Origin of the sequence: Actinomycetospora straminea (assembly GCF_028737255.1) — a bacterium.
GTDB classification, from domain to species: Bacteria; Actinomycetota; Actinomycetes; order Mycobacteriales; family Pseudonocardiaceae; genus Actinomycetospora; species Actinomycetospora straminea.
On sequence record NZ_JAQZAN010000024.1, the window covers coordinates 63,413 to 88,731 of the forward strand.

Annotated in this window: 22 protein-coding genes and 2 pseudogenes; 16 read left to right on the forward strand and 8 right to left on the reverse strand. The window is 76.3% G+C overall.

Features of this window, described 5'->3' with window-relative positions; translation table 11 throughout:
• Window positions 1-260: 260 nt before the first annotated feature.
• From PH190_RS30895 to PH190_RS25930, 9 genes and pseudogenes are all read left to right on the forward strand, one after another.
• A pseudogene (locus PH190_RS30895) lies at window positions 261-743 on the forward strand (DUF222 domain-containing protein); the annotation flags it as partial.
• 61 nt (window positions 744-804) lie between these two features.
• Window positions 805-1,977 (forward strand): HNH endonuclease signature motif containing protein, encoded by a 1,173-nt coding sequence (locus PH190_RS25895; RefSeq protein ID WP_274234419.1) that lies wholly within the window; start codon window positions 805-807, stop codon window positions 1,975-1,977.
• A 97-nt stretch (window positions 1,978-2,074) separates the two neighbouring features.
• Window positions 2,075-2,353 carry a hypothetical protein gene (locus PH190_RS25900; protein ID WP_274234420.1) on the forward strand — a complete coding sequence of 93 codons (279 nt, stop codon included), beginning with the start codon at window positions 2,075-2,077 and terminating at the stop codon, window positions 2,351-2,353.
• Between the two features lie 30 nt (window positions 2,354-2,383).
• Window positions 2,384-2,680 carry a Sec-independent protein translocase subunit TatA gene (gene tatA, locus PH190_RS25905; protein ID WP_274234421.1) on the forward strand — a complete coding sequence of 99 codons (297 nt, stop codon included), beginning with the start codon at window positions 2,384-2,386 and terminating at the stop codon, window positions 2,678-2,680.
• 31 nt (window positions 2,681-2,711) lie between these two features.
• Window positions 2,712-3,776, forward strand: coding sequence for a twin-arginine translocase subunit TatC (gene tatC / locus PH190_RS25910; protein ID WP_274234422.1), 1,065 nt, complete (start codon window positions 2,712-2,714; stop codon window positions 3,774-3,776).
• A 38-nt stretch (window positions 3,777-3,814) separates the two neighbouring features.
• Window positions 3,815-6,697: a DEAD/DEAH box helicase gene (locus tag PH190_RS25915; RefSeq protein ID WP_274234423.1), complete on the forward strand. Its 2,883-nt coding sequence runs from the start codon at window positions 3,815-3,817 to the stop codon at window positions 6,695-6,697.
• A complete protein-coding gene (locus PH190_RS25920; protein WP_274234424.1) occupies window positions 6,698-7,675 on the forward strand; it encodes a DUF4333 domain-containing protein in 978 nt (325 codons plus the stop codon).
• Entirely contained in the window at window positions 7,675-8,076 is a 402-nt protein-coding gene (locus PH190_RS25925) for an MmcQ/YjbR family DNA-binding protein (protein ID WP_274234425.1), read from the forward strand. Before PH190_RS25920 ends, PH190_RS25925 begins: the two co-directional genes overlap by 1 nt.
• A gap of 201 nt (window positions 8,077-8,277) precedes the next feature.
• The gene (locus PH190_RS25930) at window positions 8,278-9,282 is read left to right on the forward strand and encodes an oxidoreductase (RefSeq protein WP_274234448.1); all 1,005 of its coding nucleotides are present in this window, start codon (window positions 8,278-8,280) and stop codon (window positions 9,280-9,282) included.
• Here PH190_RS25930 and PH190_RS25935 read toward each other — a convergent pair.
• Window positions 9,279-10,259: a 5'-3' exonuclease gene (locus PH190_RS25935; protein WP_274234426.1), complete on the reverse strand. Its 981-nt coding sequence runs from the start codon at window positions 10,257-10,259 to the stop codon at window positions 9,279-9,281. The two genes, PH190_RS25930 and PH190_RS25935, sit on opposite strands and share 4 nt — an antisense overlap.
• Window positions 10,260-10,374: 115 nt before the next feature.
• Between PH190_RS25935 and PH190_RS25940 the strand changes: the two genes are divergently transcribed.
• The gene (locus PH190_RS25940) at window positions 10,375-11,775 is read left to right on the forward strand and encodes an FAD-dependent oxidoreductase (RefSeq protein WP_274234427.1); all 1,401 of its coding nucleotides are present in this window, start codon (window positions 10,375-10,377) and stop codon (window positions 11,773-11,775) included.
• Window positions 11,776-12,302: 527 nt separating this feature from the next.
• Here the strand turns inward: PH190_RS25940 and PH190_RS25945 are convergent.
• Window positions 12,303-13,685 (reverse strand): annotated as a pseudogene (locus tag PH190_RS25945) (DUF2339 domain-containing protein); the annotation flags it as partial.
• A gap of 152 nt (window positions 13,686-13,837) precedes the next feature.
• On the opposite strand from PH190_RS25945, the gene PH190_RS25950 reads away from it, so the two are divergent.
• The 4 genes from PH190_RS25950 to PH190_RS25965 all read left to right on the forward strand — a co-directional run bounded on the left by PH190_RS25950 (window position 13,838) and on the right by PH190_RS25965 (window position 17,584).
• A complete protein-coding gene (locus PH190_RS25950) occupies window positions 13,838-14,044 on the forward strand; it encodes a hypothetical protein (RefSeq protein WP_274234428.1) in 207 nt (68 codons plus the stop codon).
• A gap of 83 nt (window positions 14,045-14,127) precedes the next feature.
• Entirely contained in the window at window positions 14,128-15,225 is a 1,098-nt protein-coding gene (locus tag PH190_RS25955; protein WP_274234429.1) for a M24 family metallopeptidase, read from the forward strand.
• A gap of 77 nt (window positions 15,226-15,302) precedes the next feature.
• On the forward strand, window positions 15,303-16,814 hold the full coding sequence (lnt, locus tag PH190_RS25960) for an apolipoprotein N-acyltransferase (protein ID WP_274234430.1): 1,512 nt from the start codon (window positions 15,303-15,305) through the stop codon (window positions 16,812-16,814).
• Window positions 16,811-17,584 (forward strand): polyprenol monophosphomannose synthase, encoded by a 774-nt coding sequence (locus PH190_RS25965; protein ID WP_274234431.1) that lies wholly within the window; start codon window positions 16,811-16,813, stop codon window positions 17,582-17,584. Before lnt ends, PH190_RS25965 begins: the two co-directional genes overlap by 4 nt.
• Before the next feature lie 139 nt (window positions 17,585-17,723).
• Here the strand turns inward: PH190_RS25965 and PH190_RS25970 are convergent, their stop codons facing one another.
• Window positions 17,724-18,068: an RNA polymerase-binding protein RbpA gene (locus tag PH190_RS25970; RefSeq protein ID WP_133828683.1), complete on the reverse strand. Its 345-nt coding sequence runs from the start codon at window positions 18,066-18,068 to the stop codon at window positions 17,724-17,726.
• A gap of 203 nt (window positions 18,069-18,271) precedes the next feature.
• Window positions 18,272-19,081 carry a glycerophosphodiester phosphodiesterase family protein gene (locus PH190_RS25975; RefSeq protein WP_274234432.1) on the reverse strand — a complete coding sequence of 270 codons (810 nt, stop codon included), beginning with the start codon at window positions 19,079-19,081 and terminating at the stop codon, window positions 18,272-18,274.
• Window positions 19,082-19,327: 246 nt separating this feature from the next.
• On the opposite strand from PH190_RS25975, the gene PH190_RS25980 reads away from it, so the two are divergent.
• Window positions 19,328-20,167, forward strand: coding sequence for a hypothetical protein (locus tag PH190_RS25980; RefSeq protein WP_274234433.1), 840 nt, complete (start codon window positions 19,328-19,330; stop codon window positions 20,165-20,167).
• A 9-nt stretch (window positions 20,168-20,176) separates the two neighbouring features.
• Here PH190_RS25980 and ligD read toward each other — a convergent pair whose 3' ends face one another.
• Genes ligD through PH190_RS26000 form a run of 4 tightly spaced genes read right to left on the reverse strand, consistent with a single transcriptional unit; the run spans window position 20,177 to window position 23,573 of the window.
• A complete protein-coding gene (gene ligD, locus PH190_RS25985) occupies window positions 20,177-21,604 on the reverse strand; it encodes a non-homologous end-joining DNA ligase (protein ID WP_274234434.1) in 1,428 nt (475 codons plus the stop codon).
• 10 nt (window positions 21,605-21,614) lie between these two features.
• A complete protein-coding gene (locus PH190_RS25990) occupies window positions 21,615-22,721 on the reverse strand; it encodes an extracellular catalytic domain type 1 short-chain-length polyhydroxyalkanoate depolymerase (RefSeq protein ID WP_274234435.1) in 1,107 nt (368 codons plus the stop codon).
• 44 nt (window positions 22,722-22,765) lie between these two features.
• Window positions 22,766-23,164, reverse strand: coding sequence for a CopG family transcriptional regulator (locus tag PH190_RS25995; RefSeq protein WP_274199067.1), 399 nt, complete (start codon window positions 23,162-23,164; stop codon window positions 22,766-22,768).
• On the reverse strand, window positions 23,154-23,573 hold the full coding sequence (locus tag PH190_RS26000; RefSeq protein WP_274234436.1) for a dihydrofolate reductase family protein: 420 nt from the start codon (window positions 23,571-23,573) through the stop codon (window positions 23,154-23,156). The genes PH190_RS25995 and PH190_RS26000 overlap by 11 nt, the downstream gene beginning before the upstream one ends.
• Before the next feature lie 293 nt (window positions 23,574-23,866).
• On the opposite strand from PH190_RS26000, the gene PH190_RS26005 reads away from it, so the two are divergent.
• Window positions 23,867-25,318: a thioredoxin domain-containing protein gene (locus PH190_RS26005; RefSeq protein WP_274234437.1), complete on the forward strand. Its 1,452-nt coding sequence runs from the start codon at window positions 23,867-23,869 to the stop codon at window positions 25,316-25,318.
• The last annotated feature ends 1 nt before the right edge of the window (window position 25,319 follow it).

Here is a 25,319-nt window from a genome sequence, read left to right on the forward strand (position 1 = left end):
CGAGCGGGAGCGGGGGAGCAGTGGTTCACGGTGCTCTCCACGTTGATCTCTCGAGGGTGTCGCCGCTGTCGTCGACCCCGGCCCTGAGCTGCGCGGACGATGCCGCGGAACGGCACCACGGTGTCGGTGGGGCTGGTAGTATCGAACACGTGTTCGACAACGGGTGGTGCGCAGCGACCCCGGTCGCGCCTGCTCGACCGACGTGGTCGGAGCAGGCGCCGGGACCGGCGCTCGCCGCTGCCCTCGCGACGTCCGCGCCGGTGGACCTCGTCGACGACGAGGGTTTCGACGCCGTCGAGCGCCTGGCGGGGTGGGAGGCGCTCGCGGCCTGGACCCAGGCGCGGCTCCACCAGGAGATCGCCGACTACCTGCACGCCCGCCGGGCGCGGGAGCGCGGGGAGGGGCGTGGGGAGCTGGCGTCGCAGTCGGTGGCGATGGAGGTCGCCACCGTCGGCCGGGTCGCAGCGCGCACCGGCGAGATCCGCGTGCACCAGGCGGACGTACTGGTCGACCGCCTGCCGGGCACGCTCGCGGCGCTCGACGCGGGGCGGATCTCGATCTCGCACGCCCGCGTCGTCATCGAGCAGACCGAGCAGTGCTCCCCGGAGACGGCGCGCTCGCTCGACGCGACGCTGTGGTCCCGTCCGCCCCGCGACCGGACGCCGACGCAGCTCCGGGAGACGGTCCGCCGGCTCCTGGCGCGCCTCGACCCCGAGGCCCTCCGGCGTCGGCCGGAGCAGGCGCCGCCGCGATCGCGAGCTGCGGTACTGGTCCGACGACGACGGCGCCACCGGTGTGATCCAGATGCGCCTGCCGGCCGACGAGGCGCGCGGGGTCTACGCGGTCGTCGACGCCGTGGCGCGCCGGGCCGGCGACCCGCCCGAGGGGGAGCAGCGCACCCTCGCGCAGAAGCGCCTGGACGCCGCGCGCGACCTCATCCTCGACGGCGCCACCGCCCGCGCCGGCGCCTGCTCGTCGTGCGAGGGCGACGCCGCTGCTCCGAGCCACGACCCGCACCGCGCCGGCGCGCCGAGCAGCAAGGATGACGAGCGAAGCGACACCGACGGCGCCCGTGGCGACCACCGCGTCAGCCAGGACGACCACGGTGACGACCGGGACAACGGCCGCGATGGCGACAGGGACGGCGACCACGACGACGACCGGCACGCCGACCAGGACGCCGACCAGGACGTCGACCAGGACGTCGACCACGTCGGTGACCTGGGCCGGGACGACCACGGCGCCGAGCAATCCCTCAGCACCGACGAGCACAGCGGCGATGGCACGCCGACCGCTCGCCCCGGCCGCGACGTCCGGCGTGGTGTCTGTGGCCAGGCCCCGTCGCCGGTGCGCACCGAGGTCCGCATCACCATCGGGTGGGACGTGCTCGCCGGCCTCTCGGAGCGCCCCGCCGAGATGGAGGGTCACGGGCCCCTGCCGGCGCTGCTCGCCCGGCGCCTCGCCGCCGATGCGGACGCGGTCTGGCGACGGTTGATCACCGACCCCGTCACCGGCGTCGCCGACCACCTCGAGTCCGCCCGGTACCGACCACCCCCGTCGCTCCAGGAGTTCGTGCGCTCGCGGGAGCTCACCTGCGCGGCACCCGGCTGCCGCGTGCCCGCCGCCCGCTGCGACCTCGACCACGTCGTCCCGTACGACCACGGCCACCCCTCGGGCGGCGCCGGGCGCACACGGCGGGGCAACCTCAAGCCCTGCTGCCGGCGGCATCACCGGATGAAGACCCTCGCCCACTGGATCGCGGCCTGCGTCCCGGACCCGGAGGGCGGGACGAGCCCGGTCGTGATGTGGACCTCGCCGTCGGGGCACCGGTGGTGGGTGCGCTCACCCCAGCTCGAGCCGCCGCCGTGGGAGCGCGACCCGTTCGTCGACCCGGAGGACGCCGACGCCGCACTCGCCACGACCCCGACCTCGACCGCGACGCCCACCCCGTCGTGGTCCGGTGCTGCCGCAGCATGAGCGCGACCGGGGCGGGCGGGTCGCCGACGCCACGCCCACCACGCCGGACGCCACACCCACCCACGCCGCACGCCGATCCGACTCGAGGCGCCGCCGCGTGAGCGTGACCACGGACCTCGGCACCCCGCGCGCACGGTCGTTCACCGTCCGGTCACCGCGCCCGGTTAGGGTCGAGCACGTGCCGTACCTGTGGAGCGTCGTCGCGGTGGTCGCCGCGCTGGTCGGGATGGGGCTGGTCGTCGCGGCGCTGCTCGGGCCGGTCAAGCGCTTCGGTCTCGTCGCGGGCGTCGCGAAGGAGCAGATCGGCCGGGACGTCGGGCTGATCAACGCGCGGGTCGCCGCGCTGAAGGTCCGCCTCGCCGAGCGCCGCGCGTAGCATCAGCAGCACCGTGGAAGGAGCCACACCGTGAGCGAATGGGTCATCGTCGCGATCGTCGGCGTGGTGCTGCTGTTCAGCGCCAGGAAGCTGCCGGACATGGCGCGTGGGCTGGGCCAGTCGATGCGCATCTTCAAGGCCGAGACGCGCGGGCTGCGCGAGGACGAGAAGGCCGGCCAGGCGAACGCCGAGCCGCAGGCCCCGGGTCGCCAGCTCGACGAGGGCACGTCGACATCGACGTCCACCCCGACCAGCGCGCCGACCAGCACCAACGGCACCGCCCAGCAGGACGCGACCCGGTCCCAGCCGGGCTCCACCTCGTCCTGACGCGGACACCGAGCCGGAACCCCCGCCGCCCGTGACGTCGCAGGACGCGCCCCGCAGCACCGCAGGCCCGGACGGCTCCGGCTCGCGCGCCCGCTGGTGGCGCAGCCTGCGCTGGCCCGGGGCGCGACGCCGGGCGAACCCCGACGGCACGATGACGCTCGTCGAGCACATCTACGAGCTGCGGCGCCGCCTCGCGATCGCGCTGCTCGCCGTCGCCGCGGCCACGGTGCTCGGCTTCATCTGGTACACGGCCTACCCGTTCGGCCTGCCGTCGCTCGGGCAGCTGCTCACCGACCCGTACTGCGCGCTGCCGCCCGAGAACCGGGTCCAGCTCGGCGGCGGGGAGCAGTGCCGGCTCGTGGCGTTCGGGGTGTTCGAGCAGTTCACGCTGCGCCTCAAGGTCGCGGCGACCGCCGGCGTGCTGCTGGCGAGCCCGGTCTGGTTCGCCCAGATCTGGGGTTTCATCACCCCCGGGCTGTACGCGAAGGAGAAGCGCTTCGCGTACACGTTCGTCACGGCCGCGGTGGTGCTGTTCACCGCGGGCGCGGTGCTCGCCTACTTCGTCGTCACCGAGGCCCTGCAGTTCCTGTTCACGATCGGCGGCGACATCCAGGCCACGGTCCTGCGGGGCTCGGACTACTTCGACCTGCTGCTCGCCCTGCTCGTCATCTTCGGGGTGAGCTTCGAGCTGCCGCTGCTCGTGATCATGCTCAACCGGGTCGGGGTCGTCTCGTACGCACAGCTCAAGCGCTGGCGGCGGGGCCTCGTCTTCGGGCTGTTCGTCTTCGCCGCCGTCGCGACGCCCGGCCAGGACCCGATCTCCATGCTGGCGCTCGGGGTCTCGCTGGTGCTGCTGCTCGAGCTCGCGGTCCAGGTCGCCCGGGTGCACGACAAGCGTGAGGCCCGGCGGCGGCTCGAGCAGGGCTGGGACGGCCTGGACCCCGACCAGCCCTCGCCGCTGGACGACCGCCTCGGCGCGCCCTCTCCGGCGCCCGGACCCGCCCCCGCTCCGTCGCCCCGCATCGAGCCCCTGCGCCGCGACGGTGGGACCGACCGGGGGAGCGACGACTCGGCCGACCGGTGGGACGTCACCTGAAACAGCAGGACGTCGTCCTGGTGTGACACTGTGGAGACGTGGCCACCCGCTCTCCCGCCGAGGCCTACGCGCAGGCTCGCACCCGCGCCGCACACCCTCAGCTCGGCCGCTTCGAAGCGGAGCTCTCCTTCGAGCTCGACGACTTCCAGCGCCGCTCCTGCCTGGCCCTCGAACAGGGTCACGGCGTGCTGGTCTGCGCCCCGACGGGCGCGGGCAAGACGGTGGTCGGCGAGTTCGCGGTGCACCTCGCCCTCGCCCGCGGCCAGAAGTGCTTCTACACGACGCCGATCAAGGCGCTGTCGAACCAGAAGTACACGGACCTCGTCGAGCGCCACGGCGCCGACGCCGTCGGCCTGCTGACCGGCGACGCCGCGATCAACGGCAACGCGCCCGTGGTGGTCATGACCACCGAGGTGCTGCGCAACATGCTCTACGCCGAGGCACCGGCGCTCGAGGGTCTGGCCTACGTCGTCATGGACGAGGTCCACTACCTCGCCGACCGCTTCCGCGGCGCCGTGTGGGAGGAGGTCATCCTCCACCTGCCCGAGCACGTGCAGCTCGCGTCGCTCTCGGCGACGGTGAGCAACGCCGAGGAGTTCGGCGACTGGCTGGTCACCGTGCGCGGCGACACCACGGTCGTCGTCGACGAGACGCGCCCGGTGCCGCTGTGGCAGCACATGGTCGTCGGGCACCGCATGTTCGACCTGTTCGCCGAGGAGCGCCGCGGCGGCCAGGCGCAGCTGAAGGTGGACCCGACGCTGGTCCGCGCCGTCGCCGAGGTCGACCGCGGGCCCTCGGTCCGCGGGGGTCGCGCGCGCTCCGGCCCGCCCGGGCGGGGCGGGCGCAACGGGCTGCGTGGCGGTCCGGGCCGGTCGGGGCCGCCCGGGCGCGGCGGGGCATCGGGGTTCCGGCCGCCGTCGCGGGTGGACGTCATCGAGCGGCTCGACGCCGCCGGCCTGCTGCCCGCGATCACGTTCATCTTCAGCCGGGCCGGGTGCGACGCCGCGGTCACCCAGTGCGTGCGCTCCGGGCTGCGCCTCACCGGGCCGGACGACGTCGCGGCGATCCGGGAGGTCGTCGAGCGGCGCACCGCGGGGCTGCCCGACGCCGACCTCGAGGTGCTGGGCTACTGGGAGTGGCGCGACGGCCTCGAGCGCGGGGTCGCCGCGCACCACGCGGGCATGCTGCCGGCGTTCAAGGAGACCGTCGAGGAGCTGTTCGTCCGCGGCCTGGTGCGCGCGGTGTTCGCCACCGAGACGCTGGCGCTGGGCATCAACATGCCGGCGCGCACCGTCGTGCTCGAGAAGCTGGTGAAGTACAACGGCGAGGCGCACGTCGAGCTGACGCCGGGGGAGTACACGCAGCTCACGGGCCGTGCCGGGCGTCGCGGGATCGACGTCGAGGGCCACGCCGTCGTGCTGTGGACCCCGGGCATCGACCCCGAGCAGGTCGCCGGCCTGGCCTCGACGCGCACCTACCCGCTGCGCTCGTCGTTCCGGCCCGGCTACAACATGGCCGTCAACCTCGTCGACCGCCTCGGCGTCGAGGACGCCCGCGAGCTGCTCGAGCAGTCGTTCGCCCAGTTCCAGGCCGACCGCAGCGTGGTCGGGCTCGCCAAGCGCCTCGAGAAGAACCGGGAGGCCCTCGCCGGCTACGCCGACGCGGCCGGGGGCAACAGCAACGGCAGCAAGGGCGGCAACGGCCGCGAGGCCGCGGCGGACGCGCCCGACTTCGACGACTTCGCCGAGTACATGGACCTGCGCCGGCGGGTGTCCGAGCGCGAGAAGATGCTCTCGCGCCAGGGCCGCTCCGCGCAGAAGGCCGAGGCCGCGTCGTCGCTGGAGAACCTGCGGCCGGGCGACGTCATCGCCGTCCCCGGCGGCAAGCGCGCCGGGCTCGCCGTCGTCCTCGACCCCGGCATCGACCGCAGCCCACGGGGCATGGAGCCCCGCCCACTGGTCCTCACCGAGGACCGCTGGGCCGGGCGGCTCTCGCTCACCGACTTCCCCGAGGCGGTGACGGCACTCGGCACGATGAAGCTGCCGCGCAAGGTCGACCACCGGATCCCCCGGGTCCGTCGCGACCTCGCCAACGCGCTGCGCGAGACGGGCATCGAGCCGCCGCTGCGGCAGGGGTCGGCGCGCAAGCGCCAGGGCGCCCAGAACGAGGACGGCGAGCTCGCCGCCCTGCGCCGCGCCCTGCGCGCCCACCCGTGCCACGGCCTGCCCGACCGCGACGACCGTGCCCGCTGGTACGAGCGCCACCAGCGCCTCGAGCGCGAGACCGAGCAGCTCCAGTCGCGGGTGCGCTCGACGACCCACTCGCTCGCGCGCACCTTCGACCGCATCCGCGGGCTCCTCACCGAGCGCGGCTACCTCGACCAGGCGCCCGACGCGCAGCAGAACGTCACCGAGCACGGGCGGCGGCTCTCGCGGCTGTGGGGCGAGTCCGACCTGCTCGTCGCCGAGTGCCTGCGCAGCGGCGTCTGGCGGGGCCTCGGGCCCGCGGAGATCGCCGCGGTGGCGTCGTCGCTGGTCTACGACAGCCGGCGCGACGACGGCGGCGTGCCGCGGGTGCCCGACGACGCGACCACCGCCGTCGACCAGACCGTCCAGCTCTGGCACGACCTCGTCGCCGACGAGCGCCGCCACCACCTCGACCGCACCCGCGAGCCCGACCTCGGGTTCGCGTGGCCGGTGCACCGCTGGGTGCGGGGCGACTCGCTCGCGACCGTGCTCGACGGAGCCCGCGCGCACGGCACCGAGCTCTCCGCGGGAGACTTCGTGCGCTGGTGTCGGCAGGTCGTCGACCTGCTCGACCAGATCCGCGCCGTCGCGGGCGCCGAGGACACCGTCGGTCGCGCCGCCGGCGACGCGGTCCGCGCCATCCGGCGCGGGGTCGTCGCGGTGGGGGAGGGCTGAGTGAGCGACCGGCCGGACGAGGGGACGACCGAGGGCGCCTCGCCCTGGGCGCGGCCGGACGCGGGATCGGCGCCGGGCGGCACCGACGCGGGGACCGAGGCCACCTCGAACGGCTCCACGGTCCACACGCGCTACGACCAGCCCGCCGAGCCGGCGGGGTGGGGCGGGCAGGCCGGTCAGCAGGGCCAGCCCGGGACCGGGAGCTTCGCCGCGCCGGGTGGCTACGGGCCGGGTCCGGCCGGCGGGCAGCCGGGCCAGGACCCCACGCAGGCGTACGGGCCGGGCACCTTCGGGCCGGCGGGCCCGGGCTACGGGCAGGGCTACGGGCAGCCGGGCTACGGCCAGACCCCGGGCTACGGCCAGACCCCGGGCTACGGCCAGACCCAGGGCTACGGCCAGACCCAGGCCTTCGGGCCCGCGGGCTACGGCCAGACCCAGAACTACGGCCAGACCCAGAACTACGGCCAGACCCAGGCCTTCGGGCCTGCGGGGCCTGGCCAGCCCGGTTATCCCCCGACCCAGGCGTACGGCCAGGGCGGTGGGTCCGGGACCACGGTGTGGGCCCCGCCCGGGCAGCCCGGCGGCGGCGCTCCTCCCGGGTGGGGGCAGCCCGGACCCGGCTGGGGCGGGCCGTACCCGCCGCGTCCGCGCAAGCCGTTCCCCTGGAAGGCCGTGGGCATCCTCGTCGGGGCGCTGCTGCTGGTCGCGGTGGTCGTGGTCGGGCTGCTGGCGTTCGTCGTCGGGCCCCGCTTCGCGCGGGTGGACGTCCTCGACGCGGACGCGGTGGCGCAGGGCGTGACGCGGGTGGTCACCGACGACTGGCACCGCCGGATCACCGACGTCAGGTGCCCCGAGGACCAGGAGGTCCGGGCCGGGGTGCGCTTCACCTGCTCGGCGACCGTCGACGGGCGACCGGTGCAGGTGCCCGTGACGATCGTGGACGCGTCCGGCACGTACTCCGTCGGCCAGCCACGCTGATGGCGACGCTCGACGACGTCCGGCGTCTCGCGCTTGCGCTCCCGCGGACCAGCGAGAAGGTCTCCTGGGGGTCCGCGAGCTGGGTGGTGTCGTCGAAGGGGTTCGTCTGGGAGCGCCCGCTGCGCCGCGCCGACGAGGCCGCGCTGGCGGAGGCCGGGGTCCCGCTGCCCGAGGGCGACGTGCTCGGCGTCCACGTCGCCGACGAGGGCGTCAAGCACGCCCTGGTCGCGGACGACCCCGACGTCTACTTCACGACGCCGCACTTCGACGGCTACCCCGCGGTGCTCGTGCGCCTCGAGCGGATCGGCGTCGACGAGCTGCGCGAGCTCGTCGAGGAGGCCTGGCTGCTGCGCGCGCCGAAGACCGTGGCGCGGGCCTGGCTCGCCGACCAGGGACGCTAGGGCGCCCTCCGCCCCGCGGGGCGGACCGCGGAGCCCCGGATCGGCAGGCCGTGGTCGTCGCCGCGGCGCCGGGCGAGTGTCGACGGCACACGCCCGAGCGCAGAGGGGATGGTCCACGTGGCCGCACCGACGGACGACGCAGGAGAGGCACCGCCGAGCGGGACGGGCCGCCGGAGGTTCACGCGGCGGTCGGTGCTGCAGATGTCCGCCGTCGGGGCCTCGGCCGGCCTGGTCGGGGTCGCCGCCGGCCGGGCGACCGCGCCGGGGACGGAGACCCCCGACTGGACCGCGGCGGACATCCCGCCGCAGACCGGGCGCCGTGTCGTCGTCACGGGGGCCAACGGCTACCCGCAGGACGGTCGCAGCGGGCTGGGCTACCACCAGGCGCTCGCGCTCGCCCTCGCGGGCGCTGACGTCACGATCGCCTCGAGGAACCAGGAGCGGGGCGAGGAGGCGGTGCGCCGGATCCGCGCGACGGCACCCACCGCGACCGTGCGGTTCGAGCGGCTGGACCTGGCGGACCTCCGCTCGATCACCGCGTTCGTCGAGCGCCTCCGGATCCACGGCGACCGTCTCGACCTGTTGATCAACAACGCCGGCGTCATGGCGCGCCGGCAGCGCGAGGTGAGCGTCGACGGCTTCGAGCGGACCTTCGCGACCAACGCCCTTGGCCCCTTCGCCCTGTCGGCCCAGCTGCGCCCGCTCCTCCGCAACGGGGTCGAGCCCCGGATCGTCTGGATGTCGAGCTCGCGCGGCTCCGGCGGCGCCGTCGACTTCGACGACCTCCAGAAGGAGCGCGCCTACGACCACGCCCGGGCCTACGACGACACCAAGCTCGGCAACCTCCTGCTCGCGTTCGAGTGCGACCGTCGCAGCAGGGCCCTCGGCTGGCGGATCACCAGCGTCGCGGCGCACCCCGGCGTCGCCCGCACCAACATCGTCCTGGACGGTCCCGGGCCGGACAGTGCGGAGGGGTGGCGCTTTCGCTACCTCCCCGTCATGTTCCAGGACCCGGCCCAGGGTGCGCTGCCGATCCTCTACGCGGCGACGTCCCCGCAGGCGAACGGCGGCGGCTACTACGGCCCGCAGGGCATCGGGGAGATCCGGGGCCTGCCCGGGGTGACGGCCGTGCCGGACAACGCCCGCGACCCCCGCCTGTGGTCGGCGTACTGGGAGACCCTGCAGCGGCTGAGCGGGACCTCCTAGGGCGCGTCCTCGCCCTTCAGCGCGGCGACGAGCCGGTCGACCGAGCCGGTGAGGTTCCAGCGCTCGGCGAGGTCGGTGAGCCTGTCCTCGTCGAGCGGCGCGTGGGGGAGGGGGCGGCGCTCGCCGGTCCAGTCGATGGGCGCGTCGGGCGCGACCCGGACGACCTCAGGTGCCTTGACCAGGTAGTCGCCGGCCTTGGCCATCTTCGCGCGCACGGCCGAGGACATCCGGGTGTCGGAGCGGTCGAGCACCGCGCCGATCATCTCGTCCCACGACCCGAACTTCGACACGACCTGCGCCGCGGTCTTCTCCCCGATCCCCGCGACGCCGGGCAGGCCGTCCGACGGGTCGCCGCGCAGCATCGCCATCTCGGCGTAGCCGTCGCCGGCGCGGGCCGTGGGGACGCCGTAGCGGGCGGCGACGTCCGCCGGGCCGTAGAGCTCGTACTTCGACACTCCGCGGGCGATGTAGACGATCCGCACCGGCGTGGGCTCGTCGCGGACGAGCTGGAGGAGGTCGCGGTCGCCGCTGACGACCTCGACCGCGTCGGTGGCCTCGGTGGCGCAGAGGGTGCCGATGACGTCGTCGGCCTCGTAGCCCTCGGCGCCCGCGGTCGGGATCCCGGCCGCGGCGAGCACCTCGAGGATGAGGTCGACCTGCGGGCCGAGCTCCGGGGGCGCCGCCTCGGCGTCGGGGGCGCCGCCGACGGGGGAGGAGGGGTCGCCCATCGTCGGATCGACGCGGTGGGCCTTGTACGACGGGATGGCGCGCACCCGGAACGCCGGGCGCCAGTCGCGGTCGAGGCACGCGACGACGGCGCCCGGGCGGCGCTCGCGGACCAGGCGGGCGACCATGTCGCAGAACCCGCGCGCGGCGTTCACCGGCGTGCCGTCCTCGGCGGTCAGCGTCGCCGGCACACCGTAGAAGGCGCGGAACCAGAGGCTGGCCGAGTCGAGCAGCATCACCGGCGCGTCCATGGTGCGAGAGCTTCCCAGATGCCCTGCGCGTGCGGCCGGGCGCCGAGGGTCACGGTGCTTGACGGCCCGCGGTGACGGGAGTGCCCTGGTCGGTGAGCGCACCCCGGGAGCCGCCATGGACGCCGTCGTCGTCGGCGCAGGACCCACCGGGCTCGTCGCCGCCGTCGGGCTGGCCCGGCGCGGCCACCGGGTCCGGCTGGTCGACGACGACCCCGGTCCGGTCGGCGACGAGCAGTGGGCGCGGCGCGGGGTGATGCAGTTCCACCACCCGCACGCGTTCCGGCCGCAGGCCCTCGACGTGGTGCGCGCCGAGGTGCCCGAGGTGATCGACGCGCTGCTCGCCCGCGGCGCCGAGCCGATGACGATGGACCCGGAGGCCCCGGCGCCGGTCGACGGCGAGCTGCCGCCCGGCACGGGACTGCGCTGCCGGCGGATGGTGGTCGAGCGCGAGCTGCGGCGGGTCGCCCACCGCGAGCCCGGCGTGACCCGGGTGCCCGCCCGGGCGCGCGGCCTGGTCGCCGAGCGCGGGCGCACCACCGGTGTGCAGGTCGGGGACGCGCGCCACGACGCGGACCTGGTGCTGGTCGCCGCCGGACGGTCGGGCCGGGTGGGCGAGGGCCTGCGGGCGCCCGAGGAGTCGTCGGGCTGCGCCTCGGCCTACGTCTCGCGCCAGTACCGCCTGCGCCCCGGCGCCGAGCCGGGGCCGGTGACCTCGGTGCTCGGGGCGGTGGCGATGCACGAGGGCTACACCGTCGTCGTCTTCCGGCACGACGCCGGCGTCTTCTCGACACTCATCGCGCGGCCCACCTCCGACCGGCGGCTGGTCGGGCTGCGCCACGAGGCCGCCTTCGACGCCGCGGCCCGCGCGATCCCGGTGCTCGCGTCCTGGACCGACCCGGCGCGCTCGCGGCCGATCACGCCGGTGCTGCCGGGCGGGCGGCTGCGCAACACCTACCGCGGGCAGCTCGACGCCGCGGGCCGGGTGCCGCTGCCGGGCACGGTCTTCCTCGGCGACGCGGTGTGCACCACCAACCCCATCGCGGGCCGCGGGGTGGCGACGTCGTTGATGCAGGTCGAGCGCTTCCTCGCCCTGCTGGGCGAGCACGGCGCCGACCACGTCGCCACCGCGCACGCCCTCGACGCCTGGTGCGACGAGCACCTGCGGCCCTGGTTCCTCGACCACGTCGCCACCGACGCCTCCCAGGCGGCGCAGTGGGCGGGCGAGGACGTCGACCCGACCCGCCCGCCGACCTCGGACCTCGTCGTGTCGGCGACCGCCGCCGACCCGTCCCTGATGCGCGTCGTCGGGCCGTACCTCGGGATGACGGCGCCGCCGGCGTCGCTCGTCGCGGTGCACCCCCGCGTGCGGGAGATCTACGCCTCGGGGTGGCGGCCGCCGGTCGCCGACGGCCCGACGGTCGACGAGCTCGCGGCGCTCGTGGCCGGGGCCTCGCCCGAGCCCTCGCCCGAGCCCGTGCCCGAGCCCGTGCCCGAACCCGCGACGACCCGCGCGTAGCCGGTCCCCGCCGCCAGCAGGACGAGCCCGGCGCCGAGGAACGCCGCGACGCGGGCGAGGCCGTCGAGCGCGGTGAGGTCGAAGGTCAGCAACTTGATCACCGCGGCGACCACCAGCACCCCGCCGAGGATGCGCGGGAGCGCCGACTGCAGGCCGCGGACCAGCAGCACCAGGGCGATCGCGGTCCACGAGACGGTCACCAGCACGTGCCCGACGAGGAACGCCCCGCGCGTCGGCGACACCAGCAGGGCGCTCGTCACGACCCCGCCCGTCGCCCCGTAGAGCCCGACGCCGCCGAGGCCGGCGACGGCCGCCGCGGCGCGCCCGCGGTCGGCCAGCGCCCCGAGGCGGGCGAGCGCGACGATGCCGGCGGCCGCCACGGCGACCAGGAGCAGCGAGGTCACCAGGGCGCCGGCGAGCTCGCCGACCGCGGCCGTCGTCGCCGCGCCGCCCGGGGCGGTGATCACGAAGGGGCGGGTGGGGAAGTCGGCGAGGAGGTCCGCGGGCGCGTCGACGGCCAGCGCGGCAGCCCCACCGACCAGGGCGAGCGCCGCGGCGGCGACCAGCGGTCCGGCACGGCGGGTGGCGGCCGCGGCGACCGCGAGCACGGTGGCCTCGGCGAGCAGCGGCACGGCGGCCGGGCCCGAGCCGACGGCGACGAGGGTGGCGACGAGCAGCGAGGCGGTGCCGGCGGTGCCGGCGACCAGGGCCAGCGCGCGGTGCCCGGCCGGCGCGCCGGCGCGGTCCAGGGCGACGACGGCGAGCAGCAGGGCGACCGCGACACCGCCGGCCACGAGCGCGCCCGGCACGCGGGCCAGACCCGGCGCCACGAGCAGGACCGGCAGCACCGGCCCCCCGAGCAGCGCGGCGGCGATCGCCCGGCCGGGCGCGCCGACGAGCACGGCCGAGACCCCGCCGGCGACGAGGACCGCGAGGACGGCGAGGACGGTCGGCACGTCGGAGAACGTGCCGCCCGCCAGGAAGCGGACCGCGGCGCCCAGCGCGGCGAGGGTGCTCGCGAGCGCCGCGACGGCGGCGACGACCGGCCAGGCGCGACGGCGGGCGACGACCACCGCGGCGACCTGCGCGGCGAGCAGCAGGGCGACGAGGGTCGGGGTCGGCGCGCCGACCACCAGGGGCGCGGCGAGCGCGGCCGCGACGAGCACGCCGAGCGCGAGGCCCCGGTGGCGCCAGCGGTCGGCGAGCGCCAGGCCGCCCGCCGTCACGGCCAGGGCGAGCGGGGCGGCGAGCGCGAGGGGGAGCAGGGCGTAGAGCGCGACCGCGGCGACGTCGGCGAGGAAGAGGGCCGCCACGCCCGTCGCGACGAGGGCGATGGCGCCGGTGGGGGCGTCGGCGGGGGCGCCGGTGGGGGCGCCGCCGCCGGTCGTGCTGCTGCGGCGGCGGACCACCCAGCCGACCGCGACGAGCGCGAGGCCGAGCACCGCGCCGCCGACGACCCGGGCGCCGGGGCCGAACCAGCCGCGGTCGGCGGCGAGGACGAGCAGCAGCACGACGCCGAGCACGGTGGTCGCGGCACCGGCGACGGCGATGAGGCGGGCCGGGGTCCAGGCGATCCGGGGTGGGCGCGGCGGGCGGGGGAGCCGGGGCGCACGGGGCGGGCCGGGCGGGGCCGGCGGCGCCCAGGCGCCGGGCGGGGCCCAGGGACCGGGAGGGGGCGGGGATGGCACCGGCCGCTGGACCGGACCAGGCACCGGGCCCGGCACCGGACCCCGCCACGGAGGCGGTGTCGGCGCAGGCGGGGGAACCGGCGCGGGGCTCGGGGCCGGCGCCGCCGGCGCCGAGCGGGCGCCCTGCAGAGCGGTGCGGATGCGGTCGACCTCGCGGGCGACGCCGGCGAGGTCGTCGTCGAGGCGGGCGAGCAGCGCGTCCTGCGACACCGGGCTGGTCATGTCCGAGAGCGTCCCGCCCGGCGGTGTCCGGCTCCAGGGGACATCTACTCAGCTAGTCCCGCGCGTCCTGCGTGACGGGGCCCACCACGGGGCACGAGGATCATCGCGGACCCGGCACCGCCGGGAGACCACGACGAGGGGAGAGTCGGATCATGGGTGACATCGCGTCGAAGCTCGACAAGGAGTACGAGACCAAGTCGGCGCAGGAGATCGCCGACGCGCCGGTCGCCGCGCTGCAGGGCGTCAGCGAGGACGACGCGAAGAAGCTCCAGGAGGCGTTCAACATCAAGACGGTCCGCGACCTGGGCACCAACAAGTACTTCCTGTGGGCGCAGGCCTTCGCGAAGCTCGCGGAGTGAGCACCGACTGACACCGGCGGGCGCGCCCCGGCTCGGCCCGGGGCGCGCCCGGCCGCCACCCGCCTGACCTAAGCTCGGCGACCATGAGCACCGACCACGTCGCCGCGCGCCTCGAGCGCGCGCGGGCCGCCGCCCGGCAGGCCGGGGTGGACGCCCTGGTCGTGACCCCGGGCCCCGACCTGCGGTACCTCACCGGCGTCGTCAAGCACTCCCACGAGCGGCTCTCGGCCCTGCTGCTGCCCGTCGACGGGGACCCGGCCTTCGTGGTCCCGACGCTCGAGCGCCCGGGCCTCGACGGGTCGGCGATCGAGGCGATGGACGTGCTCACTTGGACCGACGGCGTCGACCCGCACGCGCTGGCCGCGTCCCGGCTGGGTGCCCCGGCGCGGGTCGCGGTGGCCGCCGACATGCCCGCCCTGCACGTCCTGGGCCTGCGCGACGCCATGCCCGGCGCGTCGCTCGAGCTCGCCACCCCGATCCTGCGCCAGCTGCGGATGCGCAAGGACGCCGAGGAGGTCGCCTCGCTGCGCACCGCCGGCGCGGCGATCGACGACGTCCACGCCCGCGTGCCGCAGTGGCTGGTGGCGGGGCGCACCGAGGCCGAGGTCGGCGAGGACATCACCCGCGCGATCGTCGAGACCGGGCACGCCGAGGCCGCGTTCGTCATCGTCGGCTCGGGGCCCAACGGGGCGAGCCCGCACCACGAGGTGTCCGAGCGCGTCCTCGAGGCCGGCGACGTCGTCGTCGTCGACATCGGCGGCCCGCTGCCCGACGGCTACCACTCCGACTCGACCCGCACCTACGTCGTCGGCGAGCCCGACGCCGAGGTCCGCGAGGTCTATGCCGTGCTCCAGCGCGCGCAGGCCGCGGCGGTCGACGCGGTGCGTCCGGGCGTCACCGCCGCGAGCATCGACGAGACCGCCCGCGCGATCATCCGCGACGCCGGCTACGGCGAGTACTTCGTGCACCGCACCGGCCACGGCATCGGGCTCGAGGTGCACGAGGAGCCCTACATCGTCGACGGCAACGACCTCGTCCTCGAGCCCGGCATGGCCTTCAGCGTCGAGCCCGGCATCTACTTCCCGGGCCGCTGGGGCGCGCGGATCGAGGACATCGTCGTCGTCACCGACGCCGGCTGCGAGCCGGTGAACCGCCGGCCCCACGACCTGCAGTCGTGCTGACGACCGACCCCGGATCCGAGCCGAGGGCTCCGTCGCGCGATCGACGCGAACGACGGGGCCCTTCGCTCGGATCGTGGGTGCGCCCGGTCGGCGCCGTCGTCGCCGGGCTCCTGCTCTACGTCGCGTTCCCGCCGTTCGGGGCGTGGTGGGCCGCGCCGCTCGGGATCGCGCTGGTCGTCGCGGTCGTCGACGGCCGGCGCCTGCGCACCGCCGCCGGGCTCGGGTTGCTCGTGGGCCTGGCCTACCAGTGGCCGCTGCTGCACTGGACCGGCGAGTACGTCGGCGGCGTGTGGTTCCTGCTGCTCGCGGCGCTGACGGTGGTCGTGGCGCTGCCGATCGGGCTGCTGCCGCTGGTGACGCGGCTGCCCGGCGCGCCGCTGTGGGCGGCGTGCCTGTGGACCGCGGGCGAGGCGCTCATCGAGCGGTGGCCGTTCGAGGGCTTCCCCTGGGCCAAGCTCGCCTTCGGCCAGCCCGGCGGGCCGTACGCGCCGCTGGCCTCGCTGGGGGGCGCGCCGCTGGTCACGTTCGCGGTCGCGCTGTCCGGGGCCGGGCTGTGGGCGCTGGTCCGCGCTGTGCGGCCGCCGCGCCGGACGGGCGCCGTCGCGGGCGCGCTCGTCGCGGTCCTGCTCGGCCCGGTCGTGGGGCTCGCGGTGTGGCCGTCGGTCGCCGCGGACACGCCCGGCCCGACCGTCACCGTGGCCGCGGTGCAGGGCAACGTCCCGCGCGCCGGGCTCGACTTCAACGCCCAGCGCCGCGCGGTGCTCGACAACCACGTCGCACAGACCCGGCGTCTCGCCGCGGACGTGCGCGCCGGGCGGACCCCGCGTCCCGACCTGGTCATCTGGCCGGAGAACTCCTCGGACATCGACCCGCTGCGCAACGCCGACGCCGGTGCGGCGATCCAGTCGGTCACCGACGAGGTCGGGGTGCCGGTCGTCGTCGGCGCGGTCCTCTCGGGCACCCGCGGCGCCGCCGGCACCCTGGTCCAGGGCCCGCGGAACACCGCGATCGTCTGGCTGCCCGGCACGGGTCCCGCCGCGACGTACACCAAGCGGCACATCCTCCCGTTCGGCGAGTACATCCCGCTGCGGGGGATCGCCGAGCAGGTCTCCCCGCTGGTCGACCGCGTCGTCGACTTCGAGCCCGGCACCGGGACGGGGGTCGTCCCGGCCGGACCGGTGCGCCTGGGCGTCGTCACCTGCTACGAGGTGGTGTTCGACGACGCCGTCCGCGACGCCGTGCGCGGGGGCGCGGACCTGCTCACCGTCCCGACCAACAACGCGACCTTCGGCTACAGCGACATGACCTACCAGCAGCAGGGCATGTCGCGGCTGCGCGCGATCGAGCACGACCGGGCCGTGGTGATCGCCGCGACCAGCGGGCAGAGCGCGGTCGTCGCGCCCGACGGGACGCTGGCGGCCCGGACGGGCGCCCTGTTCACCCCGGGCCTGCTCGTCGAGCGGGTGCCGCTGCGGACCACGACGACGCTCGCCACCCGCGTCGGGCCGGCGCCGGAGTGGGTGCTCGCGGGGCTGGGCGTGGCGGCGGTCGTCGCCGGCGCCGCCCTCCGCCGGCGGGGCACCGCGTGAGCGGACCCGCCCCCGACGGGTCGGACGTGCTGGTCACGATCCCGACCTTCAACGAGCGCGAGAGCCTGCCCGGGCTCGTGACGCGGCTGCTCGCGGCCCTCCCCGGCCTGCGGATCCTCGTCGTCGACGACGGCAGCCCCGACGGCACGGGCGCGCTCGCGGAGACGATCGCGGCCGTCGAGCCCCGGGTCCGCGTGCACCACCACGCGCCGCGCGCGGGCCTCGGCGCCGCGTACGTGGACGCGTTCCGGCGCGTCCTCGACGGGAGCTGCGACGCCGCCGCCGGCGTCGGGTGGATCGTGCAGATGGACGCCGACGGCTCGCACGCGCCCGAGGAGCTCCCGCGCCTGCTGGCCGCGGCCCCGGACGCCGACGTGGTGCTCGGCTCGCGCTACGTGCCCGGCGGCGGCACCGAGGGCTGGGCGTGGCACCGCCGGCTGCTCTCGCGCGCCGGCAACGTCTACTCCCGGCGCGCGCTGGCCCTGCCGCTGCACGACGTCACCGGCGGCTACCGCTGCTTCCGCCGGGCCGCACTCGCCGGGCTGGAGATCCCGACCGTGGCGTCGGAGGGCTACTGCTTCCAGGTCGACGTCGCGTTCCGCGTGCACCGGTCGGGCCTGCGGGTGCGCGAGGTGCCGATCACCTTCGTCGAGCGCGAGCACGGCGAGTCGAAGATGAGCGGCGAGGTCGTGCGCGAGGCGCTGTGGCGCATCACGTCCTGGGCCGTGCGTGACCGGGTGCGCCGGCGGCGGGCCCGGCCCCGCCGGTGATCGACGTACCGCCACGGACGTTCTGAGTGTCGTTCAGCGGAGCACGCCGATAGGGGCACGTCGCCGGCACCCCGGACACACGAAAGGACCGCCGCGGCCGGTCGGCCGGGACGGTCCTCGTCGTGGACCTCGTGCGCGCTCAGGCGCTCTCGGAGCGGCGCTCCTTGAGCAGACCGAGGCGCTCGTCGAGCAGCTCCTCCAGCTCGGGGACCGAGCGGCGCTCGAGCAGCATGTCCCAGTGGGTGCGCGGCGGCTTCGCCTTCTTCTGCTCGGGCTCGGTGCCGTCGATCCGCTTGCCCTCGTCGCCGTGCAGGCGGCACTCCCAGGTCACCGGCGCCTCGGCGTCGTCCGAGAACGGCACCTCGAAGTCGTGGCCCTTGGGGCAGCGGTAGGCGAAGGAACGGCGGGGGGCGAGGTCGTGGTCGCGGTCGGTCTCGTAGCTGACGGCCCCGAGACGGCTGCCACGGAGGACGCGGTCGGCCATGATGGTGTCCTTTCCTCGACTGCGTGTGCGCCCGAGACGCACGGCCGCCGGGCACGGGGTGGTCAACGCCGGACCGTCGCTGTTCGTTCCCGCGACGGCCGCCGTTCATCCCCTCCGTGACCGGTCTCACCACTCCGGCTGCACACGGGGCGAATACCCGTGTGGTGCAACGCCCACACGGCCCCGGTTGTGCCCGACCCGTCTCAGCCGGTCCCGTCGGCGGGCGCGGTCCACGTGCCGCGGGTGACGAGGACGTCGCGCAGCAGGTCGGGGCGGTCGGTCATGATGCCGTCGACGCCGAGGTCGAGCAGGCGGTGCATCTCCGAGGTGCGGTCGACGGTCCAGGCGTGGACCTCGATGCCGAGCTCGTGGGCGGTGGCGATCATCGCCGGGTCGATCACCGTCATCGCCCCGAAGCGCACCGGCAGCTGCGCGAGGTCGCCCCGGACCGGCAGCAACCGCCGCAGCGGCCCGCGCACCGGGGAGACCGCCCGGGCCCGCAGCCGCAGCGCCGACCGCGAGGCGATGCCCGTGACGACGCGGTCCCCGTAGCGCGCGCGCACGGCGTCCACCCGTCGCTCGTCCATGCTGGCCACGGCCACGCGCTCGGCGACGTCGTCGCGCTCGAGCAACCGCAGCATCGGCTCCACGGTGCCGGGCGCCTTGAGGTCGACGTTGAACCGCGTGTCCGGCAGCGCCTCGAGGACCTCCTCGAGGCGGGGGAGCGGCTCGCGCCCACGCAGGCGGACGTCGGCGAGGTCGGCCCACGGCATGCTGCGCAGCACGCCGGGGTGGCCGGCGACCCGGCGCAGGGTCGCGTCGTGGTGGACGACCAGCACGCCGTCGGCCGTGGCGTGCACGTCGGTCTCGAGGTGCGTGTAGCCCTCGGCGGACGCGCGCCGGAAGGCGGCGAGCGAGTTCTCCAGGCCGTCGAGGTCCCCGATGTGCCAGCCGCGGTGCGCGAACGCGCGGGGGACGGGACCGGCCAGGTACGGGTGGGTCGCCCGGGTCACGGGCCCCGAGTGTGCCCGGTCGCGGGAGACGGCGCTCGGGACGTGACTCGGTGCGTGGCTCGGTGCGTGGCTCCGTGCGTGGCTCTGTGCGTGGCGGAGCAGTGCGACCCGATCATCCGTGCCAGCATCGTTGCTGCACATCGCGGCGATCGTTGGCTCGTTTCGGGGAAACACCGGGCCACCTTGGGGGTCACTGTGCACGTGCAGTAGTCTCGGCGATCACACTGGGCTGAGGGGGAGCGCAGGATGTCGAAGCGGTCGGGGGGTGATCCCTCGTGGTGGTCGTCGGGCTCCGTCCCCGACGAGCTCCCGGCCTGGGCGCGCCGTGGTCTCGAGGAGGCGCCCGCCGATCTGGCGCCCTCCGCGCCCGCTCCCGACCCCGGTCGTCACCGTCGTCGTCGCGGCGCGGCGGCCGGCGCCGGCGCGGTCGGGGCGCACCGCCTGCGCGGCTGGGGCCTCGCCGCGGCCTCCGTCGCCGCTGCGGCCGCGGTCGTGCCCGTCGCGATCTCCACGCTGGCGACCAGCGGCGAGGACACGGCCCTGCCGCGCGTCGGCACCTTCCCCGTCGTGGCGCCCGGCGACCTGCCCGGCCAGGCCCCGCCCGGCACGCGCACCGTGCCGCGCAGTCCCACCGACGCCCCGGCCACCGGCTCCGACGCCGCGGTGCTCCCGCCGCTGGAGGACCCGACGGTCGCGGTCGCCCAGCCCCCGCGCACCATCACCGTCGCCCCCCGCGCCCTGCGCGAGGACGACGCGACCACCAGCACCCGCCGTCCCACCTCGTCGAGCAGCACCACGGACGAGGACGAGGAGGCCCCGACCCCCCGCGACGAGGACGACGGCGGGGGCGGCTCGGGCGGCTCGGGTGGTGGCCGTGACGGCGGCTCGGGCTCCTCGGGCGGGTCCGGGTCCTCGGGCGGCTCGTCCGGCGGGTCCTCGGGTGGTTCGTCGGGCGGCTCCGGTGGTTCCGGGGGTTCCGGTGGTTCCGGTGGCGGGCTGGTCGGCGGCCTCGGCGACGCGGTCGGGGGCGCGGTGGGCGGTGCCGGGCGCGCCGTCGGCGGTGCGGCCAACTCCCTGCTGCGCTGAGGTCGGGCGCTACCCCGCCGACGGTGCCGCGGGCAGGTCGGGGCGGGTGACGCCCTCGCCGAGCGCGGCCGCGTAGAGGTCACCGCGGGCCTCGATGCGCGCCAGGACGTCGGCCGGCGAGAACGTCAGCTCCCGGACCTCGCGGGCCGCCGCCACCTCGTCCCAGCTCAGCGGCGTGGACACCGTCGGCGCGCCGTTCGCCGCCCGCGCGCGCAGCGAGTAGGGCGCGACGGTGGTCTTCGCGGTGTTGTTCTGGCTCCAGTCGACGAAGATCTTCCCGCGGCGGCGGTCCTTGGCCATGATCGAGGTGACGCGGCGCGGGGTCTCGCGGGCGAGGAGCTCGGCCACGGCCTTGGCGTAGGTCGACGTGCGACCCGGGTCGTCGACACGGACCGCGGCGCTGACCTGCATGCCCTTGCTGCCGCTGGTCTTCGGGCAGGGCGCGAGGCCGTCGGCGGCGAGCACCTCCCGCACCCGCTCGGCGACCCGCGCGCAGTCGACGACCGTGGTGCCCTCGCCGGGGTCGAGGTCGAAGACGAGCTCGTCGGGCGGCTGCACCCGGTCGTCGGCGTCGACGCGCCACTGCGGGACGTGGAGCTCGAGGACGGCGAGGTTCGCCAGGTAGACGAGCGTCGCGAGCTCCTCGACGACCACGAAGTTCGCCGTCGCCGAGCCGCGGCTGCTGCCCGGGGTGGGCACGGTGACGCTGCGCAGCCACTCCGGGGCCTTGGCGCCGGCGTTCTTCTCGTAGAACGAGGGCGCCGAGATGCCGTCCGGGAAGCGGCGCAGGGTCAGGGGACGGCCGGCGAGGTGGGGGAGGAGCGTGTCGGCGACGCGGGCGTAGTAGTCGACCACCGCCGCCTTGGGGACGTCGGGGTAGAGCTCCTTGTCGAGGTTCGACAGCCGCAGGCCGCGGCCGCCGACGGTGACCCGCGGCGACTGCGCGGAGGCGTTCCGCGGTGGTGCGGGCGTGTCGGCCTTGCGGCGCTGGACGAGCCAGTCCTTCTCGTCGTGGTCGCTGCTGTCGGGCTTGAAGAAGACGAACCGGCCCTCGACGCGCTCGCCGTGCAGGGTCACCGCGACCTCGCGGTCCGACCACTTCTCGGCCTCGTAGCGCCCGGCGTCCCAGATCGTCATCGATCCGCCGCCGTACTCGCCGGCCGGGATCTCGCCGTGGAAGTCGAGGTACTCCAGCGGGTGGTCCTCGGTGTGCACGGCGAGGCGGGGTGCGCCCGGCTTGTCCGGCAGGCCCCGAGGCACCGCCCAGCACACCAGCACGCCGTCCCGCTCGAAGCGCACGTCGTAATGCAGCCGGCGGGCGTGGTGCTCCTGGACGACGAAGCGGTCGCCGGTGGGCGCCGCCGCGTCGACCTGCCCGAACGGCTCCGGCGTGCGCGCCGGGTCCCGCTTGGCGTTGTACTCGGAGAGGTCGGGCACGGAACGTGGTCTACACGACGTCCCGGTCGGCGGTGAAGCCGAAGAAGGCGAGCATCGCCGCGGCGGCGTCCGGACCCGACGGGTCGGCGTACGCGACGCCGGCGCGCCCGCCCGACCAGGCGTGGCCGAGGCCGTGCACGGTCCACGACTCCGCCAGCACCCGCCCGCCCGGCTCGGCGCACCGCTCGCGCGTCCAGCGCCGGCCGCCGTCGGCCTGCCCGCTCGCGCGGTCCCGCTCGACCCGCCCGGCCCGCCGCAGGGCCGAGCGCACCACGGCGTCGGCGTTGCCGGGCGCCACGGTCCGGTCGGCGTCACCGTGCACGACCACCAGCGGCACCGGCCCCGCGTCGGCGACCTCGGCCGGCGGCGACGACATCGCCGCGAACGCCGACCCGATGTCGCGGGCGGCGCGGTGGGGGAGCCCGGAGTGCACGCCGGCGCCGCAGAACACGTCGGGGTGGGTCGCGGCCATGACCGCCGCCATCGCCGCGCCGGCGGAGAACCCGGCGACGGCGACGCGCGCCGGGTCGGCCCGGAGCTCGCCGGCGACGGTGCGGGTGATCGCGGCGATGACGGCGGGCTCGCCGCCGTCGCGGGTCTGGTCGCCGGGACGGAACCAGTTCCAGTAGCCCATCGCGTTGGCCTGCCGCGACTGCTCGGGGTAGACGACCGCGACGCCCGCCCGGGCGGCCGCCTCGTCCATCCCCGTGCACGCGGCGAACCCGTCGGCGTCCTGTGTGCCGCCGTGCAGCATCACGACCAGCGGCGCCCCGGACGCCAGGCCCGGCGGGACGAACAGGCGGTAGGCGCGACGGTCCCCGCCGGCCGAGGCGGCGCCGCGGGTGACGGTGCCGGCGGCGCGGTCGGAGCTGCCGGCGCCGGCGCCGTGGGCGCTGCCGGCGCCGGACCTCGACATGCCGGACATCGGCATCGTCGTCCCAGACATCGGCGGCATCCCCGGGAGGCCGGCGCCGAGGCGTTCCTGGATGCGGGCGGTCGCGTCCATCAACCGGCCCTCGCGGACGAGGCGGGTGGCGTCGGACCAGCCGCCCGAGCCTCCGTGGGCTGCGGCGGCCGTGCGCATCGCCTCGGTGAACATCTTGCGGGCACGGGACACGGCGACCTCCGGGGGTCGGTGGTGGTGGAGCGTGGCGGAGCGGCTCAGACGATCCGGGACGCCAGTGCGGCCTTCACCGCGCGGCTGGCCCGGAACGCTCCGAGCACCTCGACCGAGGCGATCGTCGCCAGGGCCAGGTCGGGCGGGACGTCGTCGGCGACGGTGGCCAGTCCCAGCACCCGGACGTGCACCTGCTCGCCCGCGTCACGCAGGGCCTCGAGGTCGCGCCGGGTGAAGTGCTGGGTGCCGAGGACGAGGGTCCGGCGCGCGACGGTCTGCTCGATCGCGCGCTCGCTGGTGGCGAGCTGGTTGCGGACGGCGGTGCGGATGAAGTCGGTGCGGGTGGTGAAGAACCCCTCCTGCACGAGCAGGTCGATCCGGCCGAGGTCGACCGGTCCGAGGTTGACCGTGATCTTCTCGGTCCGCTCCGGTTCAGCGACCACGACACCCTCCCGACGCCATCCATGTGGATGGTGCACGGAGGGCGGGCCCTCCGCAAGTCGTCAGGACCGCGCGGCGTAGCGGTGCAGCACCAGCGAGGAGTCGGGCAGGCGCCGGGCCTCGAGCAGGTGCAGCGCCACCCGGTCCGGCTCGCCGTCCGCCGACGGCCCCAGCAGCGGCAGCCCGGCCCCGAGCAGCGCCGGCCTGCGCGGGATCGTCGGCGATGCCGGGCCAGTACGCCCGGAACTCCTCGTAGGTGGTGCGGCCCAGCAGCAGGTGGTCGGCCGCGCGCATGCGCTCCGCGGCGTAGACGTCGAACCCCTCGTCGAAGGGCATCACCATGACGTCGCCCCCGGGCCCGGCGACGAACCCGTCGAGCGTGGCGATGGCGGTGACGATCAGCTGGCGCATCTCGGGTGCTCCCTCGTGTCGGCGGTGCCGTCACCTCGGGGACGGAGCCGGCACGGCGTTCTCGACACCGGAGACGGGGTGTTCCGACCCGTGTCCCGAGGACACGGGTCCCTGGGTTCGTTCGCGGCCGGCGACCGGGGCCGACCACGACGGCGACCGGGTGTCCCGACCCGTGTCCCGAGGACACGGGTCGTCGACCCCGACCGCGACGCGCGACGGTTCCGCGGACGGCGACGCCCGAGGAGCCGCTCAACCCTCGGATGTTCGCGCCCGATGGCGGTAGCGTGCCGCCCGTGACCACGACGGCGACCGCGGCGGCGTCGACGAGCCCGGAGGTGCCGGCGGACGGCCTGGTGGTCGTCGTCAAGCAGGACTGCCCGACCTGCCGGCTGGTGGCGCCGGTGCTCGGCGACCTCGGCGCCACGGTCTACACCCAGGACGATCCCGCGTTCCCGCCCGGCGTCGCGGTCCGCGACGACACCGACCTCGACGCCAGCGTGGCGCTGGGCATCGACGTCGTGCCGACCCTGCTGCGCCGCGAGGGCGGGCGGGAGACCGCGCGGGCCGAGGGGTGGGACCGGGCGACGTGGCGGGAGCTCTCGGGCGTCGCCGACCTCGGCGCGGACCTGCCCGAGTGGAAGCCCGGCTGCGGCTCGCGCACCCACGACCCCGCGGTCGCCGACGCGATGCTCGTGCGTGCCCGGGGCCACGAGCTCGCCGCCCGCCGCGTGGAGCTCGCCGGGCTCGAGGACGAGGCCGAGGCCCTCTACGACCGCGGCTGGACCGACGGCCTGCCCGTGGTCGCGCCGACCCCGCCCCGGGTGCTGCGCATGCTGGCGGGCACGACCCGCGCGCCGGACGAGGTCGTCGCCGTCGTCCCGCCGAACCTCGTGCCCGCGACCGTCGAGAAGGTCGCCATCAACGCCGTGCTCGCCGGCTGCCGGCCCGAGTACCTGCCGGTGGTGCTCGCCGCGGTCGAGGCCGCGTGCGCCGAGGAGTTCAACGCCCACGGCCTGCTCGCCACGACGTGGGGCGCGGGGCCGGCGGTGCTGGTCCACGGGCCGATCGCCCGGCGGATCGGGGTGAACGCCGGCGGCAACGCGCTCGGCCAGGGCACGCGGGCGAACTCGACGATCGGCCGCGCGGTGCAGCTGGTGATCCGCAACGTCGGCGGTGGGCGGCCCGGCGAGGTCGACCGGGCGACGCTGGGCCAGCCCGGCAAGGTCGGCCTCTGCTTCGCCGAGGACGAGGAGCACTCGCCCTGGGAGCCCCTGTCCGTGGAGCGCGGGGTGCCGGCCGGGGCGTCGGCGGTGACGGTGTTCGCGAGCGAGGGGCCGCGCGGCGTCGTCGACCAGATCTCGCGCACCCCGGAGTCGCTGGCCCGGTCGCTCGCCGTCGCGCTGCGCGGGGTCGGGCACCCGAAGCTCGCGCCCGGCTTCGACGCCGTGCTGGTGCTCAGCCCCGAGCACGTCGCCGTGTTCGACGAGGCCGGCTGGGACCGGGCCCGCTTCACGACCACGCTCGCCGAGCTGCTCCTGCTCCCGCCGGAGGAGCTCGCCCGCGGCGCCGACGGCATCGAGGAGGGCATGCCGGAGCCCACCCGCCCGCACCCGAAGTTCCGTCGCGAGGGGCTGATGGTGGCCGTCGCGGGCGGGGGAGCGGGCAAGTTCTCCGCCGTGCTCGGTGGCTGGGTCGGCGGGCCCGGCGGCAGCAGCCCGGTCACACGGATCATCGAGGAGGCCTGAC